Genomic DNA, 16,575 nt, shown 5'->3' with positions numbered 1-16,575 from the left:
CGGCCGAGGTTTCGGGAGTTCCTGCAACCTTCAAGTTCAGGACTCATGGCTTGAACCTGCCTTTGGCAGGCTTGACCGTCCCTTGCGGATTGTCCGCGGCAAATCCGGCCAGGCTTGCGTAGCCACGCACGACCCGCTGGCGTTCCTCGTAGGATGCGACGGTCTCAATGTCATCGAAGCCGTCGGGTGCTCGGCTTTCCACGAGATCGATCACGCCTTCCGGCCCGCCCTTGCGGTTGGAGTGGACGATTTGCGCCGTGTTGGGACGGCGTTCCGCGTCGTATGCCGCGAGCGCGGCCTCCACCGATCCCTGGGTCCGCAGATGTTTCGCCAGGGAGCTGGCATCGAGGATGGCCTGGCTCGCTCCGTTCGAGCCGACGGGATACATGGGGTGGGCGGCGTCGCCCAACAGGGCGACGCGTCCGAACGACCAGCGCGGCAGCGGTTCGCGGTCGCAGTTGGGATATTCATGAAACGTACCGGTGGCGCGGATGATCTCCGCCGGTTCGACGTAATCCAGGTGGAAGCGATCGCGCACGAACGGCAAGACCTCGTCGAGCTTGCCGGGCCGACTCCAGTCGCCGAGGGTGAGCTTTCGGGAGGTCGCTTCGCGGCTTCTGGCCATCACGGCCCAGTTGGTCAGGCGCATGCCTGGATTGTCGGGATCCTTTCCGATCGGATAGAACACGAACTTGGCGTGGTTGCCGCCAGCGATCGCCATGGTGCGGCCGTCCTGCCATGCCGGCCACCACGTGGCGCCGCGCCAGAGCATGACGCCGTTCCAGATCGGCGGCCCCTCGTCGGGATAGAGGTTTGCGCGCACGGTGGAGTGAATCCCGTCGGCGCCGACCAGCAGATCGCCGCTCGCCTGCAAGGACTTCCCGGCTTCCGAGAGGTAAACCGTGGCCCGGCGCCCCTCCTGTTCGAAGCCGATCACGCGGCAATCCGTGCGGATGGCGCCCGGGCCCAACCGGTCGACGACAGCCCGATGGATCAAGCCCAGCAGCGTGCCGCGATGGATGCTGAATTGCGGCACGGCATGGCCTGCCTCGATGCCGCGCAGCTCCCGCCAGACGATCTGGCCGAACCGGTTCGCATAGATCAGTTCGCGCGTGCGGATTCCGACTGCGTCGAGTACCTCCATCAGCCCGAGTTCGGCCAGCAGGCCGACAGCGTGCGGCAGCATGTTGATGCCGACGCCGAGTTCGCGCACCGCCTCGGCGCGCTCGAAGATCTCCACCTCGATGCCGGCCCGGTGCAGGAAGAGCGCGGTCGTTAGCCCACCGATGCCGGCGCCGGCGATCAGCGCCTTCATGGTCCCGCTCCGTATCGCGGGTATTCGAGCAGCGTCCTCGGCCAAAGGCCGAGGCCTGCCGCCGGCAAGGCGATGAGGGCCAATCCAGCCCTGATGAGATTGCGCATGGGCATCCCCGATCGAGCGTAGCTCCCCTCGTCACGGTATCGAGCGCACCCTCTGGCGGGAATGACATAAACATGGCATTTTCTGCCAATGCATCATGTCACCTTCGCCGTCTATCCCGGCTTCGAGCTCCTCGACACGTCGGGGCCGATCTCGGTGTTCACCAGCGCCAATCGATCTCTGGGGTTGCGTGAGAAACCGCCGTTTTACGCTATCGACCTCGTCTCGGCCGCGGGCGGGCCGGTGGCGAGCAGCAGCGGCATCGCCGTCGAGACGCGAAGCCTAGAAGAACGCGCCCGCAAGGCGGTCGATACGCTCCTTGTCGCCGGCGCGGAGCGCGAGCACCTGCTGCCGGTCCTTGCGCATTCCGCCTGGGCAGCATCGCTTCGGAAGCTGGCGAGCAAGGCGCGACGGTTTGGCTCCGTCTGTTCCGGCGCGATCATCCTCGCAAGGCTCGGACTGCTTGATGGGCATCGTGTCGCCACCCACTGGGATGCCTGCGCGCCGCTTGGCGCCGCCTTTCCATCCGTCACCGTCGATCCGGATTCGCTCTACGTGGTCGATGGGCGGCTGTGGACGTCAGCCGGAGTTACCACCGGCATCGACATGGCGCTCGCCATGGTCGCGCACGATCTGTCCGCCGAGATCGCCGGCGAGGTCGCCAAACGGCTCGTGCTCTATGCGCGACGTCCCGGCTACCAGTCCCAGTTCAGCCCGTTGCTTCAGGCGCAGGTGAAGGCCGATAGTCCTTTCGCCGAGCTGATCGCCTGGATACTGGCGAACCTCGGCGCATCGCTGGAAGTTCCTGTGCTGGCGGATCGCGCCGGCCTCAGCGAGCGGACGTTTCATCGCAAGTTCGTCGCGGCCACCGGCGAAACGCCGGCCCGGTTTGTCGAGACAGCGCGCCTCGATGCCGCCCGCATGCTGTTGTGCCGCGGGCTTTCGCTGAAGTCGGTCGCGGCCGAGATCGGCTTGTCCCCGGCGACGCGCTTCTCCGAAGCCTTCGAGCGCCGCTTCGGCGTCTCGCCGCGCCTGTTTCGCGAAATGCATGCTGAATTCTGACGATGATCGCCGGGGAGAAAACGCGCGATGCCACTGACCGTACACAAGTTCCAAGTCGTCGAAGATCAGGAATGGATATTCCCGGCTGATGACGACGATTATGAGACCTTTTTCGCGCTGGACGGACGCGTCATTCAGGATTGGATCGCCCCTGTCATGAAACTGGATACGGCAGGTCGGACCTACTCCGATTTCCCGTGGCTGGGCGAACACGCGCCGATCTTGAAAAAGCCCGCCGTCGAAGCGCTGGCACCGGTTCTTGTCGAGCACGGGCAGCTTCTGCCCATGAAGGGGGAAGCGGTCTGGCTTTTCAACACCACGACCGTCCTCGACGCCCTCGATCATGAGCGGTCGCGCATCGCCTATTTCGACAATGGAGACATCCTCGACATCGAGCGTCATGTCTTCAGGACAGAGAGAATTGGCGCCGCAGAGCTCTTCAGACTGCCGATGCGGGCCTCGGCCGTCTACGTCACCGGCAGTTTCGTTGAGAAGGTCCGGAACGCCGGTCTTCGCGGTGTCGAGTTCGCCCATGTGTGGACGTCTGCGGAGAAATGAGCAGGCCGCCGATTTCCCGAACCACCCGCTAAACCCACCCAGCCTTCTGGAAAAACCCCGGCACGTCATCCAGCCCATGCGCAATCGCGTCTGGCTGATAGTCCGCCGGCGGCCGTCGCCCTGTGCCGCGATCGACCCATACCGCGCGAAAGCCGAGGTCGCGTGCGGCGGTCAGGTCCAGATGCGGGCTGGCGCAGATGTGCACCAGCTCTTCCCTGGTCACGCCAAGGGTCCGCCAGGCACGTTCGAAAATCTGTCGCGACGGCTTGTAGGCTTGCGCCTGTTGCGCCGTGATGACCCGGTCTATTGCGCCGCCCAGTTGCGCGACATTGCCGGCGATGATCGCATCGTCGGTGTTCGAGATGATCGCCAGCTTGAAGCCGGCTTGCTTCAGCCGGCGCAACGTCGCGACAACTTCCGGGAAAGGCGGCATGCGCCCGATCGAAGACGTCAGCAATTCAGCGTCGCCGGCATCCGCATCCAGTGAGAAATCGCGCATCGCCAGCTGCAGCGCTTTTGTGGTCACCTCGGCGAAGGAGAGATGCGGCTTGGTGTGCTCCAGCTGGTGCTCGTGCCGGTCGTAGACGGGAATGAATTCTTTCGCCTCGATCTTGCGGCCCTTGCGCGACAGGATCGTCTCCATCGCCGCCATCAGCCCTTCATCCCACTGGATCAACGTTCCGTAGCAGTCGAAGGTAAGCCAGGTCGGGCGGGGACCGTTGAGTGCCATGTCAGGGACCTTTCCGAAAACCGGCTGGGCAATCATTCCGGCTGGTCAATCATATTTGAGTAGCCTGTCGAGGAATGAAATATTCCAAACCCGCCTTTTATCCAGTCCATGGCGCCCGGATCGGTGCCCGTTCACCAATCAAGTCGCCGTCAGCCGGCATTCGCCGCCCTCACACGCTCCCGCTCCACCAGCGGGACTCCAGCTTGAAGGGCCAACCGGGAACATTATCTCCCACGGATGCGTTCATGATCCTGCAAGGGACGGATTTTTTCCGGAGGCTGGATATGCACAGCTTCGAAATGATCGATCTGCTTTGCGTGGTCGAGGCGTGCAAGCGCGATCCCGCGGTTGGGAATTTCGTCTCGATGGCCGAAGGGGTGGAAGAGTTGCGGGTGTTGACCGGCGATTTTGTGTCATCGGACCACGCCGTGGCAAATGCGCTTTCGAAGGTGGCGCTTGCGCGAGGGTGCTCGGTTCTGTTCGACGAACAGGCGGGCGCTGAAATCCCCTTCTGAGGCCTGAACGGCCAAATCGTTGCGGGAGAAGCCAGCCGCTCAGCCCCCCGCCGCCGCCCTCACGCTCTCCCGCTCCACCAGCGGGCACTCCAGCTTGGTGATCGGGTAGCGTCCCCGTCCAGGCGCCGGCGGCGCTTCCAACTGTTCGATCGCCCACTGGCCCATCGCCATGTGCGGCAGGATCGAGGTGGTCAGCGGCGGGAACAGGTGGCGGGCGATTTCCTCGTCGTCGTAGCCGACCACGGAAATGTCCTGCGGAATGTGCAGGCCGGCCTCCTTCAGCGCTTCGTAGCAGCCGATCGCGGTGCGGTCGTTCTGGCAGAAGATGGCGGTCGGGCGGTCTTTTAGGGCCAAAAGCTTGACGGTCGCGGCATAGCCGGCGCTGGCAGACCAGTCGCCCTCGACCACCAGTTCGGGATCGAACGGGATGTCGGCTGTGGCGAGCGCGCGGCGGTAGCCTTTCAGCCGGTCCTGCGCGGCCTGCATCCAGGGTTCGCCGGTGATGGTGGCGATGCGGCGGTGCCCGTGGCTGATCAGGTGGCGGGTGGAACTCTGGCCGCCGGCGATCTCGGAGGGCACCACAGCCGGGAAAGCATAGTCCGCCGTGTAGCAGTTGAGCAGGATCACCGGGATGTCGAGGCCGTAGAGATAGTCTGGCGCGGTGATCTCGCGTGTGAAGATGGTCATGTAGATCAGTGCCGAAATGCCCCGCCGGGTCAGCGCCTGGATGGCGCGCGGTTCCATCACGGCGTCGCCCATGGTCTGCGCCACCAGAAGCACGTTGCCGGCGTTCCACGAGGCCTGGCGGGCGCCCTCGATGGCGACCACCGCTTCCGGGCTGGTCGCCAACTGATCGACGGCGAAGCCGATCACCCCGTCAAGTCCATCGAAGACCGGTCCTTCGAAGACTGGCCCCTCGAAGGCGGCAATCGGCGTCTGCAGCGCCGAGAAGGCGGGCGCGCTGTAGCCGAGCGCGCGGGCGGCCTCGATCACCCGTTCGCGCGTTTGCTGCGACAGTTTTATCCCCGGCGAATTGTTGAGCACGAAGGAAACCGTCGCCTGAGAACAGCCGGCGGCCCTGGCGATGTCGGTCATGGTCACCCGGCCCTTTGGCTTCGCCGCCGCCTTGCGGCGCCGCGCCGTTTCGATAGGGCCGTCCGTCGTCTCGCTCATTGCATTCGTGTCCCCAGATCCCGGCCTGTCCTAGCGGCGGCCTCGCCGTCCGGCAAGATGGCGCGGCGTCGACGGCTTATAGGAATCGTCGCTGCGTTTATATCTATTAGTAGACTGCCCGTCCATCGGCCATGTGACGATGTGCATCCCGGAACGGCAGGAACAGAAAGGCGTAAGCGCCCGCGCGCCAACACAGCGGTTTGTCGGCAAAGCAGCCGCGATGTCGCAACGATGGGCGCCCCAGCAAGGTCAAACTAATACTGTTTACTAATACAAAAATGCGCTGTAACGTCGATCTGTCGCGTCCAGGTCCGGTTGGATCCGGAGCGGCGGGAGGTGCATGTGAACGGCCCGATGGCGAGCGGATAGTGCCCCCCGCGAAGCTTTGTCTCGGACATGTGATATGTCAGACAAATCGGACTATTTACGAATGAGGGATGAGTCTCTAAAGTCCGTGCTCGTGGCTGGAACGACGTCATTCTTTCAGTGCCGGGTACCCTTGAGGAGGAGGGGCGTCCAAGCCGCAAGCGGCATATTCAGGTGAGCAAGCAATTCTAGTGACTAAGACCGGTCAGCCGAATGGCTGCACCAAAACGGGAGGTTGAACATGAAATCCTTGATACGCAATGCATCCGTGGCCACCGCAGCGCTGCTGCTTGGCCTCACGGCGACAGCCATCGCGCGCGCCGATGACAAGCCGACGCTGGCCTTCGTCGTCAACGGCGCTTCCGATTTCTGGAAGGCGGCCGAAGCCGGCGTCAAGAAGGCGCAGGGCGAACTGCCCGACTACACGCTCGAGCTCAAATATCCGGAACAGTCCTCGGTCGCCATCCAGCAGCGGCTGATGGACGATCTGGTGACGGCGGGCGTCAAGGGCATCATGGTCTCGGCCGTCGACCCCAAGACCTCGACCGACGGCCTGAACAAGATCGCCTCGGAGACGGCGCTGTTCACCACCGACTCGGATGCTCCGCAGACCAAGCGCGTCGCCTATATCGGCTCGTCCAATGTCGATGCCGGCAAGCAAGCGGCCGAAATCGCCAAGAAGGCGATGCCCAACGGGGGAAAATGCCTCGGCTTCGTCGGCCTGCTCGGCGCCGACAATGCCAAGGAGCGTATCCAGGGCATGAAGGATGGTCTGGCCGGCACCAAGATCGAGCTCGTCGACGTGCGCGGCGACGACATCGATCAGGCCCGCGCCAAGAAGAATGTCGAGGACGCGCTGGTCGCGAGCCCCGACGTCACCTGCATGGTCGGCTTCTATTCCTACAACACGCCGCGCATCTATGAAGCGCTGCGCGACGCCGGCAAGCTCGGCTCGATCACCGTCGTCGGTTTCGATGACGATCCGATCACGCTGGGCGGCGTCAAGGAAGGCACCATCGCCGCCACCGTCGTGCAGCAGCCCTTCGAATGGGCCTATCAGGGCATGAAGCTGATGGCCGCCTATCTCAAGGGCGACAAGTCGGGCATCCCGGAGGGCAATTTGATCATCATCCCGACCAAGATCATCGGCAAGGATGATGTCGACGCCTACGCCGCCAATCTGAAGGCAATGTCTGGAAACTAAGCCCAAGGCAGTTCAGCCGGCTCAAGTCGCTTGAGCCGGCTGTTCGCATTGACGAACCCTTCGAGGACCGTCAGTCTGCCGGGAGGCCGGCCCGCCAACTGCTGTCAGGCACGATGAATTATTCCGACACATCCATCGCCGCGACCACCCCGTTTCTCAGCCTCGAGAACGTGCGCAAGACCTATCCGGGCGTCGTCGCGCTCGATGGCTTTTCCATGGAGGTGAGGCCGGGCGAGGTCATCGGCCTCGTCGGCGAGAACGGCGCCGGCAAATCCACCTTGATGAAGATCCTCGGCGGCGTCACCACGCCCGACACCGGCACCATCACCGTCGACGGCACCGCCCACAACAGCCTGACCGTCGAAGGCAGCCTGGGTTCGGGCATCGCCTTCGTCCACCAGGAACTCAATTTGTTCGACAATCTCGATGTCGCCGCCAACATCTTCTTCGGCCGCGAGCCGCTGCGCGCCGGGCCGCTCAGGCTCGTCGACCGCGCCCGGCTGCGCGCCATGGTGGCGCCGCTGCTCAAGCGCGTCGGCGCCAATTTCTCAGCCGACATGCAAGTCGCCGACCTGTCGCTCGCCCAGCAGCAAATGGTCGAGATCGCCAAGGCGCTGTCGATCAAGGCGCGGCTGGTCATCCTCGACGAGCCCACATCGAGCCTGCCGATCGCCGAGACCGACAAATTGCTCGACGTCATCAAGGCGCTGAAGGCCGACGGCATCAGCGTCATCTTCATTTCGCACCGCCTGCACGAGATCGAGCGCGTCGCCGACCGCGTCGTCGTGCTGCGCGACGGCATGCTGGCCGGCACGCTTCAGAAACGCGACATCAACCACGACCAGATGGTCAAGCTGATGATCGGCCGCATGCTGAAGGAACGCGAGAAGGCCTCCGAAGCAGCCCGGGCGCCCGGCGCCGTCGCCCTTGCGGCCAAGGCGGTGCGCACCCCCACCTATCCCGGCCGGCCTGTCGACCTCGACGTCAGGCGCGGCGAAATCCTCGGCCTTGCCGGTCTTGTCGGCTCCGGCCGCACCGAACTGGCGCGGGTGTTCTTCGGCATCGAAGGCAGCCTTGGCGGCACGCTCGAACTCGACGGCAAACCGCTTGTGCTGGGCTCGGCTGCCGACGCCGTCGCGCACGGCATTTTCCTGGTCCCGGAAGACCGCAAACTGACCGGCATCCTGCTCGACCTGTCGATCGCGCAGAACATTTCGCTGCCCAATCTGCCGGCGCATGCCAAGCGTTCCCTGGTCTCGGCAAGTGCGGAAACCGCCACCGCCGAGAAGCAGAAGAAAGATCTCGGCATCAAGGCGCCTTCGGTGCAGACGCGCACCGGCACGCTGTCGGGCGGCAACCAGCAGAAGGTGGTGCTCGGCAAATGGCTGGCCATGAACCCCAAGGTGATGATCCTCGACGAGCCGACGCGCGGCATCGACATCGGCGCCAAGGCCGAGATCTACGGGCTGATGCGGGCGCTCGCCGATGCCGGCGTTGCCGTACTGATGATCTCCAGCGACATGGAGGAGGTGATCGGCGTGTCCGACCGTATCGCCGTCATGCATGAGGGCCAGATATCCGGCATTCTCGACAAGGACCAGTTCAGCCAGGAAAACGTACTGCTGCTGGCGGTGGGCAAGCAGCCGAAATAGTTTTGCCGCGGCGTCGCCAGTAGAGCGCGCGGGCAGGCATTGGGGAAAAGACGATGAGCAAGAAAGATCTCGGCCTGCTGATCCTGATCCTGGTGGTCGGAGCGATCGTGGCCATCATCAACCCGCGCTTCCTCTTGCCGATCAACCTTGCCAACACCTCGAACCTGATCGGCCTGTTCGGCATCCTGTCGATCGGCCAGGCCTTCGTCATCATCACCGGCGGCATCGAATTGTCGGTCGGCTCGGTGGTCGCCTTGCTGGGAACGCTGTTCATCGACTTCATCGCCGTGCGCGATCTGGACTGGCCGCTGGCCTTCGTGCTGATCATCGCGCTCGGCGCCATCATCGGCCTGGTGCATGGCTGGCTGATCACGCGGCTCAAGCTGCAGCCCTTCGTGGTGACCTTGTGCGGCCTTCTGATCTATCGCGGCGTCGCCCGCTTCTACACCGCCGACGGCACCGCCGGCTTTGCCTTCGGCCAGAATTTCCCCGAGCTGGAATTCCTCACCGCGGGCCGCTCCTGGGGCGTGCCGAACTCCTTCATCGCGCTGATCGTCATCGCCATCGTCATGTGGGTGGTGCTGCACCGCTCGGTGTTCGGCCGCTATCTCTACGCCATCGGCAAGAACGAGGAAGCGGCGAAATATTCAGGCATCCGCACCGGCCGCATCGTCATGGCCGCCTATGTCATCTGCGGCGTGCTGACGGCCTTGTCGGCGATCTATTTCGCCATGTACACGCGCTCGATCTCGCCCGCCAGCCACGGCCAGTTCTACGAGCTCTACGCCATCGCGGCGGCAGTGCTGGGCGGCTTTTCGCTGCGCGGCGGCGAAGGCTCGCTGATCGGCGTCGTTCTCGGCACCGTGCTGCTGCAGGAGCTGCAGAACCTCGTCAACCTGCTCGGCATTCCGTCCTCCCTCAACTTCGCGGTGATGGGCGGCGTCATCCTCATCGGCGTGCTGGTCGATCAGCAATGGGGCGTGTTCCGGGCACGGCGGCGGATGGTCGAGGCCGCCCGCAAGAACGTCGCCGGCGCGCCGGCGGAATAAGCACGCGGAGCGATACCGCTGCTTGCCCGGCCCTTGAAGATATTATAATAGCATAACCCGAAGAGACTTGAGGGCGGACGGGGCATGCGCTGCGATTTGCGAGGCAAGGTAGCGCTGGTGACAGGGGCGGCAGGGGCGATCGGCAGCTCCATCGCCAAACGACTGTCCGACAATGGCGCCGCGGTCGTCGTCGCCGACATCGATGGCGAGGGCGCAAGCCAGGTCGCGGCCGGTTTGAACAATGCGATGGCCTGCACCACCGACATCCGTGACGTCGCCTCGGTCGACGGCACGATCGCCGCGATCATCGAGCGGCACGGCCGTCTCGACATCCTCGTCAACAACGCCGGTGTCAACACGCTGGCGCATCGCGTCACATTGGATGAATTTCCATCGCAGGAATGGGATCGCATCACCGGCATCGATCTCGACGGCCTCTACATCATGAGCCGGGCGGCATTGGCGCCCATGCTTGCCGCCGGCAGGGGCGGGCGCATCGTCAACATCGCCTCGGTCGTCGGCCTCGCCGCCATGCGGCTGCAGAGCCCGTTCGTCGCCGCCAAGGCCGCCATCATCCATCTGACACGCTCGATGGCGATCGAGTTGGGCGCCAAGGGCATCCTGACCAACGCCGTTGCCCCGGGCTCTGTGATGACGGCGCTGACGGCAAAACTGTTCTACGGCGACGACGGCAAGTTCGCCGGCCGCACGCAGGAATTCCTCGCCCATGTGCCGCTCGGCCGGCCCGCCGAACCGCAGGAGATCGCGGAGGCGGTGCTGTTCCTGGCCTCGCCGGCCGCCAGTTACGTCAACGGCCAGGTGCTGGCCGTCGATGGCGGCTGGACGGCGGGATACATGATGTGAGCGGCGCCATGGAAATCGAACTCGCGGGCGCCACTGTCGCACTGGACGGTGAAACCAACCCCATCGTCGATGCGGTGCTCGCCGCGTTGCGCGCCTGTGACGGCACCATCGTCGAAGCGACGCAACCCGCCGACATCCTGCTGATCTCCAATCCGCTGCGTCCGGGGACGACGGCCCAGGATCCGCGCTTCCTGCATGCCGATGCGCGCAAGGCGGCGGTGGCCATGGCCGAGCGCGGCGGCCGCATCGTCTTCCTGGTCTCCGCGGTCGCCGGCATGCCGATGCGCCGCCATCCGCGTTTTTCCATGGAAAATGCCTCTATCCTGGCAGGCATGCGCACTCTGGCCATGGAGTTCGGGCCGAAGGTGCTGGTCAACGCCGTCGGTTTTGGCGCCATCAAGGACGCCACCATCATCTCCGGCGACAAGGCGATGCTCAGCCACACCCCGGTCGGCCGCGCCGGCAGCATCGAGGAAGCGGTTGCGGCCGTGCTGTTCTTCTGCGATCCAACGAACACCTATACGACGGGCCAGATGCTGGGTGTCGATGGTGGATGGATGGCAGGCTATGGGCGCAATTTCTGAACCGCTGACGCTGAAAGCCGGGGCGCTCGAGGTCGGGCTCGTGCCGCATATCGGCGGCAGCGTCAGTTCGCTGCGCTGGCGCGGCATCGATCTCATGCGCCTTCTATCGGATGCGGATCTTGATGCCGGCAATGTGCTTGGCGTCGCCATGTTCCCGATGATCCCCTACGCCAACCGCATCGCCGGAAACGCATTCGAATTCGGGGGAAAACGCTGGCGGGTCCTTCCCAACAGCCCGCCCGAAAAATTCAACGTCCATGGCAGCGGCTGGCAACACGCTTGGACCGTCACCGAGGCGGGGGCCGCCAACGCCACCCTGTCGCTGGACATCGCCGCTGGAGCCGACCCCTATTCCTACCGCGCGACGCAGGCATTCTCGGTTTCCGGGGAAGGCCTCGGCGTGACCATGACAATGACCAACACCGGACCTGTTCCCCTGCCGTTCGGCTTTGGTCTGCATCCCTGGTTCGATCGCGATCCGGACGTAACATTGCAATTCGAGGGCAAGCGCTTCTACCTTGAAGAGCCGGACGGCATTTCAGGCGACCCGGTCACGCTGCCGCCCGAACTCGACTTCGCCGAGGCGCGGCCCTTGCCGGGCGGCTGGCGCAACAACGACTATGGCGGTTGGGGCGGCGAGGCGACGATCCGCTTTCCATCGCGCGGCGCGGGACTGTGCATCAAGGCCGACCCGGTCTTCAAGCATTTGATGCTCTATGCCGATCCGGCCAAACCCTATTTCTGCGTCGAGCCGCAAACCAACGCTTCGGGTGCGTTCAACCGGGGTCGGTGGGACGATCCGGAAGAGGGCGTGGTCGTGCTGGCTCCGGGCGAAAGTGCCGCCGGCGCCGTTTCGTTCATGCCCTTCGCGCTTTCACCCTAAAGCAGCCGCGCCAGCAGGCCGCCATCCACTTGCATGGCGCTGCCGGTGACGAAGGAAGCGGCGTCGGAGATCAGGAAGCCGATCGCCGTCGCGATCTCGGCCGGGTTGGCAATGCGGGCGATCCGGTTGGGCTCGAAGGACAGGCCCAGCGCTTCCGCGCCGCCGGCCGCCTCGAGCCCGTCCAGCGTCATCCTCGTGGCGACGGAACCGACCAGCACGGCGTTGACGCGGATGCGGTCGACGGCATAGTCGAGCGCCATCTGCCGCGACAGGCCGACCACCGCCGCCTTCGTTGCGGCATAGGCGGGCACGCCGGGAACCGTGGCGTCGGCATGCACCGAGGCGATGTTGACGATCGAGCCGCCGCCGGCCGCCCGCAGCAGCGGCAAGCTTGCCCGGCAGACGCGAAAAATGGCCGTCAGGTTGACGGCGATGGTCCTGTCCCAGTCCTCGTCGGAAAGTTCTTCGAGCCGCTTGCCGGTGGGGTAGATGCCGGCGCAATTGACGACCGCGTCGAGCCCGCCAAACCGCTCTTTCGCCGTCGCAACGGCCGCCTGGACATCGTCCTCGCGGGTGAGGTCGCTCTCGCGGAAGCTCAATTGGCTTTCGGCGTGACGGGCGGCAAGCGCCTTTCCCTCCTCGCCGTCCAGCCCGGCGCCGAACACCTTGGCGCCTTCCGCGACCAGATACTCCGCCGTCGCCCGGCCGATCCCGGTCGCCGCACCGGTGACGAAAACGCGTTTGCCGGCAAACATCATGGTGAGCCCCGTGCGGCCATGGCGTGGCGTTCCGCTTGCGCTGCCGTCACCGCGCGCAGCACGCGGTCCTCGCCGCCTTCACCGCGGCTGAATTCGTCGACGATGCTGCCGTCGGCGACGACCAAGCAGCGGTCGCAAAGGCCGATCAGCTCTTCGAGTTCCGACGCAACGATGATGAGGGCGACTCCCTTCTCGGCCAACTCGACCACGAGCTTGTAGATTTCGTGCCGGGTTGCGGCGTCGACGCCCTTGGTCGGCTCGTCGAGCAGCAGCACTTTCGGCGCCCGCATCAAAACGCGGGCAAACAGCAGCTTCTGCTGGTTGCCGCCCGACAGATGGGTGACCGCAGCCTGGGGCGATGATGCCTTGACGTTGAGCGCGCGCATGGCGGCGAGGATCGAACCGCGCTCGAGCCCGCCGCGCACCATGCCGTGCCGCGACAGGGGCGCAAGGTTGCCGATGGTGATGTTGGCGCCGACCGGCAGGTTGAACAGCAGGCCATCACGCTTGCGGTCTTCGGTCAGCAGCGCGATGCCAACCGCGCGGGCGTCGCTTGGCGACCTGATCGATACGGCTTGTCCGGCGACGCGGATTTCGCCCTCGGCGGGCACGCGGCCGTAGATGCCATGCAGGATCTCGCTGCGGCCGGAACCAAGCAGCCCCGCCAGCCCGACGATCTCGCCGGCGGCCACCGAGAGGGCGATATCCCTCGCGCCGTGAACGGCGCCGCTGTGACCGGCGACAGTAAGACTGCGAACCTCAAGCGCGGTCGGCGCGCCCATGGGCGCCGCGTGCTCTGGAAACAGCCGCTGCAACCGCTGGCCCGACATCGAGAAGATGAAGGTCTCGGCATCAAAGTCTTCCCTTGCGATCCGCACCGCCACTTGCCCGTCGCGCAGCACGGTGGCGCGGTCGCAGATGGCCAGCACTTCCGGCAGGCGATGGGTGATGTAGATCATCGCCACGCCTTGCGCTTTCAGGCGCCGCAGCACGCTGAACAGTGCATCGACTTCCGTGCCCGACAGCGAAGCGGTCGGCTCGTCCAGCATCAGCACGCGCGGCTTCAGTACGATGGCGCGCGCAATCATCACCAGATGGCGTTGCGCCGAGGTCAGCGAGGCGACATAGGCCTTGGGACTGATGGCGATGCCGAGGTCGGCAAAGATTTCGCCCGCCCGCTTTTCCAGCTTGCGCTGGTGGACCAGGACGCCGAGGCCGGTGCGGCCGGCAAAGACGTTCTCTGCGACCGAGAGCTGTTCGAGCACCTCGATCTCCTGCGGCACGTAGCCGACGCCGTTCGACCGCGCATCGGCGGGCGAGGTAAAATTGACCGCCTGGCCGTCGAGCTTGATAATGCCTGAGTAGGAGCCGGCCGGATGCACGCCATTGAGGATTTTGACCAGCGTCGACTTGCCGGCGCCGTTCTGGCCGAGCAAGGCATGAATCTCGCCCGGGACGACATCGAAATCGACGCCGCGCAACGCCTGCACGCCGCTAAAATTCTTGGCGATGGCGGTGGCTGAAAACAGCGGTTCTTGGCTGGCGTCGGACAATGACGATCCCCCTGGAAGGTGCCGGGCCCGCAGGGCAGGCCCGGCGGCAGGCGTTACTGGCCGGCGCTGTCCAGCATCTTGTAATAGGGTTCGAGGTCGCCTGATGTGATCACCTTCGCCGGCAACGGATTGCTGTAGGGCACGGTCTTGCCCTGGGCGAGGTCGCCGAGCAGTTCGGCGACCTTGGCGCTTTCTTCGTAGAGCGGTTGCGCGACAATGCCGTAGGCGGCGCCGGACTTCACCAGATCGAGGTTCTGCCTGATGTAATCCATGCCGATGATGACGACGTCGCGCCCGGCCTTGCGGGCGGCGCCCGACCAGGTCTGGATGCTGTTGCCGGTGGTGCCGAAGGCGGCGGTCACGTCAGGATTGCCTTGCAGGATCGCAACGGCCTTGGCCTCCGCCGCCGAGGGCTCGAAACCCTCCATCTGGGTGTCCAGGACCTTGATGCCGGGATACTTCGCCGCGATGGTCTTGCGGAAGGCATCCGACATGGCGTTCTCGGTGTCGTTGGAAGCGCCCTGCGTCAGCGCCACGGTGCCCTTGCCGCCAAGCTTGTCGCCGATGGCGATCGCGGCATTGGTTCCGGCCTCGGCGATGTTCTCGCCGGTTGCCGCCTTCAGGCCGTTGACGGTGCCTTCCGGCGGCAGAACGTGCCAGGTGACGATCGGGAAGCCTTCCTTGGCAAGTTTGGAGATGTAGGAATAGATTGCCGGATCCGGGCCGTAGACGCCGATGGCATCGTATTTGGTGCGGGCCAGGGCGGCTTCGGCAAGCGGCAAGGTCGCTGGAATGTCCCAGTTGGTGGCGCTCGGATCACCGACCACCTCGCAGGTGTAGCCGAGTTCCTTGCACCTATTCAGGAAGCCCGCCTGCATCAGCCGGTGTACGGGATGATCCTTCATCGCCTGCACCCAGAGCAGATGGACGTCCGCCGCCCGGGCCAGGCCCGCCGAGCCCAGCGACGTGGCAACGGCCGCCGCCACCAATGCTGCGCGGACCAGCCCTTTTTTCAAGTCGATTTTCATGTCCTTCCTCCCTTCGTCGGCCGGCGTTTTTGCCGGCGCAATATGTCTGCTTTCTCTTGCGGTCTTCAGGCGCCGGCGATGAAGTAGCGGCGGCGCACGATGTCGAGGCCGACGGCCATCACCATGATCACGCCGACCGCGATCTGCTGCCAGTTGGAGTTGACGCCGATGACGACGAGGCCGCTCTGCACCACCTTCAGCATCAGGATGCCGACGACGCCGCCGGCCACCGTGCCGGCGCCGCCGAACAGGCTGACGCCGCCAACCACGACGCCGGCGATGACGGTCAGTTCCCAGCCGCTGCCGATCGAGGTGCCGCCGCTGCCGAGGTCGGCCATGACGAACATGCCGGCGATCGCCGACAGCGCGCCGACGGTGATGAAGGCGCCGATCTTGTAGGCATTGGTGTTGATGCCAACGAGATGCGCCACTTCCTTGTTGCCGCCGGTGGCATACATGTTGCGCCCGAGCACGGTGCGCCGCAGCACGAAGTCGGCGGCGATGGCGGCGATGATGAAGAAGGCAAAGCTCCAGCCGAGCCCGAAGGCGAGATCGGTGCCGCCGATCGTGTTGATCGCTTCCGGCAGCGGATAGACCGGGTAGCCGCCGGTCACCACCTGGATCAGGCCCTGGCCGATGAAAAGCATGCCGAGCGTCTGGATGAAGGCTGGGATGCCGAGCCTGACGACGATGAGGCCATTGAGAAGGCCGATCAGCGCGCCGACAGCGATGCCGCCGAGGATGCCTGTTGTCACCGGCAGGGCGGCCGCCGTCATCAGCTTGGCGGCGACCACGGCGGACAGCCCGGCCACCGAGCCGACGGACAGGTCGAACTCGCCGGCGACCAGCAGAATGGTCTGGCCGATGGCGATGATGCCGACGAACGACACGACGTTGAGAATCGCGCGGATGTTGCGCTCGGACAGGAAAGCCGGTTCCAGCAGCCAGAAGAACGCGATCAGCAATGCCATCGCCGCCAGCACGCCGACCTCGCCGACGGCAATGAAGCCGATCAATCGCCGCCGGAAGGATTGCGCATCCCGGGGCGGCGAGCTCACGTCAGCCGCGCTGTTCATCCTGACCTCCCTGGCGGCGCGTGTTGCCGACTCTCCCGGCCGGCTCCACTCACCCGCGCCGTTGCCGGCGCTCTCCTCTCGACCATTAAGATTATAATAT

Annotated in this window: 16 protein-coding genes; 9 read left to right on the top strand and 7 right to left on the bottom strand. The window is 64.9% G+C overall.

Features of this window, described 5'->3' with window-relative positions; all coding sequences use genetic code 11:
- Nucleotides 1-43: 43 nt before the first annotated feature.
- A complete protein-coding gene (locus FJ978_RS22850; protein WP_140574213.1) occupies nucleotides 44-1,315 on the bottom strand; it encodes a flavin-dependent oxidoreductase in 1,272 nt (423 codons plus the stop codon).
- Nucleotides 1,316-1,510: 195 nt separating this feature from the next.
- On the opposite strand from FJ978_RS22850, the gene FJ978_RS22845 reads away from it, so the two are divergent.
- Together FJ978_RS22845 and FJ978_RS22840 are read left to right on the top strand one after the other, a co-directional pair.
- Nucleotides 1,511-2,482 carry a helix-turn-helix domain-containing protein gene (locus FJ978_RS22845; RefSeq protein WP_140574211.1) on the top strand — a complete coding sequence of 324 codons (972 nt, stop codon included), beginning with the start codon at nucleotides 1,511-1,513 and terminating at the stop codon, nucleotides 2,480-2,482.
- A gap of 27 nt (nucleotides 2,483-2,509) precedes the next feature.
- Entirely contained in the window at nucleotides 2,510-3,040 is a 531-nt protein-coding gene (locus tag FJ978_RS22840) for a DUF1629 domain-containing protein (RefSeq protein ID WP_140574209.1), read from the top strand.
- A 28-nt stretch (nucleotides 3,041-3,068) separates the two neighbouring features.
- On the opposite strand, the gene FJ978_RS22835 is transcribed toward FJ978_RS22840, so the two are convergent.
- The gene (locus FJ978_RS22835) at nucleotides 3,069-3,770 is read right to left on the bottom strand and encodes a haloacid dehalogenase type II (RefSeq protein ID WP_140574207.1); all 702 of its coding nucleotides are present in this window, start codon (nucleotides 3,768-3,770) and stop codon (nucleotides 3,069-3,071) included.
- 245 nt (nucleotides 3,771-4,015) lie between these two features.
- Here FJ978_RS22835 and FJ978_RS22830 point away from each other — a divergent pair, with 245 nt between their 5' ends.
- Nucleotides 4,016-4,285: a hypothetical protein gene (locus FJ978_RS22830; RefSeq protein ID WP_246678183.1), complete on the top strand. Its 270-nt coding sequence runs from the start codon at nucleotides 4,016-4,018 to the stop codon at nucleotides 4,283-4,285.
- A gap of 39 nt (nucleotides 4,286-4,324) precedes the next feature.
- Here the strand turns inward: FJ978_RS22830 and FJ978_RS22825 are convergent, their stop codons facing one another.
- The gene (locus FJ978_RS22825; RefSeq protein ID WP_181176643.1) at nucleotides 4,325-5,458 is read right to left on the bottom strand and encodes a LacI family DNA-binding transcriptional regulator; all 1,134 of its coding nucleotides are present in this window, start codon (nucleotides 5,456-5,458) and stop codon (nucleotides 4,325-4,327) included.
- Between the two features lie 607 nt (nucleotides 5,459-6,065).
- Between FJ978_RS22825 and FJ978_RS22820 the strand changes: the two genes are divergently transcribed.
- The 6 genes from FJ978_RS22820 (at nucleotide 6,066) to FJ978_RS22795 (ending at nucleotide 12,060) form a co-directional block, all read left to right on the top strand.
- The gene (locus FJ978_RS22820; protein ID WP_013891761.1) at nucleotides 6,066-7,028 is read left to right on the top strand and encodes a sugar-binding protein; all 963 of its coding nucleotides are present in this window, start codon (nucleotides 6,066-6,068) and stop codon (nucleotides 7,026-7,028) included.
- Between the two features lie 113 nt (nucleotides 7,029-7,141).
- Nucleotides 7,142-8,680 carry a sugar ABC transporter ATP-binding protein gene (locus tag FJ978_RS22815; protein WP_140574205.1) on the top strand — a complete coding sequence of 513 codons (1,539 nt, stop codon included), beginning with the start codon at nucleotides 7,142-7,144 and terminating at the stop codon, nucleotides 8,678-8,680.
- A gap of 53 nt (nucleotides 8,681-8,733) precedes the next feature.
- A complete protein-coding gene (locus tag FJ978_RS22810; RefSeq protein ID WP_140574203.1) occupies nucleotides 8,734-9,729 on the top strand; it encodes an ABC transporter permease in 996 nt (331 codons plus the stop codon).
- Nucleotides 9,730-9,813: 84 nt separating this feature from the next.
- Nucleotides 9,814-10,593 (top strand): SDR family NAD(P)-dependent oxidoreductase, encoded by a 780-nt coding sequence (locus tag FJ978_RS22805; protein WP_140574201.1) that lies wholly within the window; start codon nucleotides 9,814-9,816, stop codon nucleotides 10,591-10,593.
- Nucleotides 10,594-10,601: 8 nt separating this feature from the next.
- A complete protein-coding gene (locus tag FJ978_RS22800; RefSeq protein WP_140574199.1) occupies nucleotides 10,602-11,177 on the top strand; it encodes an SDR family oxidoreductase in 576 nt (191 codons plus the stop codon).
- A complete protein-coding gene (locus tag FJ978_RS22795) occupies nucleotides 11,161-12,060 on the top strand; it encodes an aldose 1-epimerase (RefSeq protein WP_140574197.1) in 900 nt (299 codons plus the stop codon). The genes FJ978_RS22800 and FJ978_RS22795 overlap by 17 nt, the downstream gene beginning before the upstream one ends.
- On the opposite strand, the gene FJ978_RS22790 is transcribed toward FJ978_RS22795, so the two are convergent.
- The 4 genes from FJ978_RS22790 to FJ978_RS22775 form a co-directional block, all read right to left on the bottom strand.
- The gene (locus FJ978_RS22790; protein ID WP_140574195.1) at nucleotides 12,057-12,818 is read right to left on the bottom strand and encodes an SDR family NAD(P)-dependent oxidoreductase; all 762 of its coding nucleotides are present in this window, start codon (nucleotides 12,816-12,818) and stop codon (nucleotides 12,057-12,059) included. The genes FJ978_RS22795 and FJ978_RS22790 overlap by 4 nt on opposite strands.
- Nucleotides 12,815-14,371 carry a sugar ABC transporter ATP-binding protein gene (locus tag FJ978_RS22785; RefSeq protein WP_140574193.1) on the bottom strand — a complete coding sequence of 519 codons (1,557 nt, stop codon included), beginning with the start codon at nucleotides 14,369-14,371 and terminating at the stop codon, nucleotides 12,815-12,817. The genes FJ978_RS22790 and FJ978_RS22785 overlap by 4 nt, the downstream gene beginning before the upstream one ends.
- A gap of 53 nt (nucleotides 14,372-14,424) precedes the next feature.
- Complete coding sequence (locus FJ978_RS22780) at nucleotides 14,425-15,399, bottom strand: substrate-binding domain-containing protein (RefSeq protein ID WP_140574191.1); 975 nt, start codon at nucleotides 15,397-15,399, stop codon at nucleotides 14,425-14,427.
- Between the two features lie 65 nt (nucleotides 15,400-15,464).
- Nucleotides 15,465-16,475, bottom strand: coding sequence for an ABC transporter permease (locus FJ978_RS22775; protein WP_013891752.1), 1,011 nt, complete (start codon nucleotides 16,473-16,475; stop codon nucleotides 15,465-15,467).
- Between the last annotated feature and the right edge of the window lie 100 nt (nucleotides 16,476-16,575).

Source organism: Mesorhizobium sp. B1-1-7, from assembly GCF_006442705.1.
GTDB classification, from domain to species: Bacteria; Pseudomonadota; Alphaproteobacteria; order Rhizobiales; family Rhizobiaceae; genus Mesorhizobium; species Mesorhizobium opportunistum.
The sequence above is the reverse complement of the archived record's forward strand: the minus strand, read 5'-3'. Positions and strand labels throughout refer to the sequence as shown.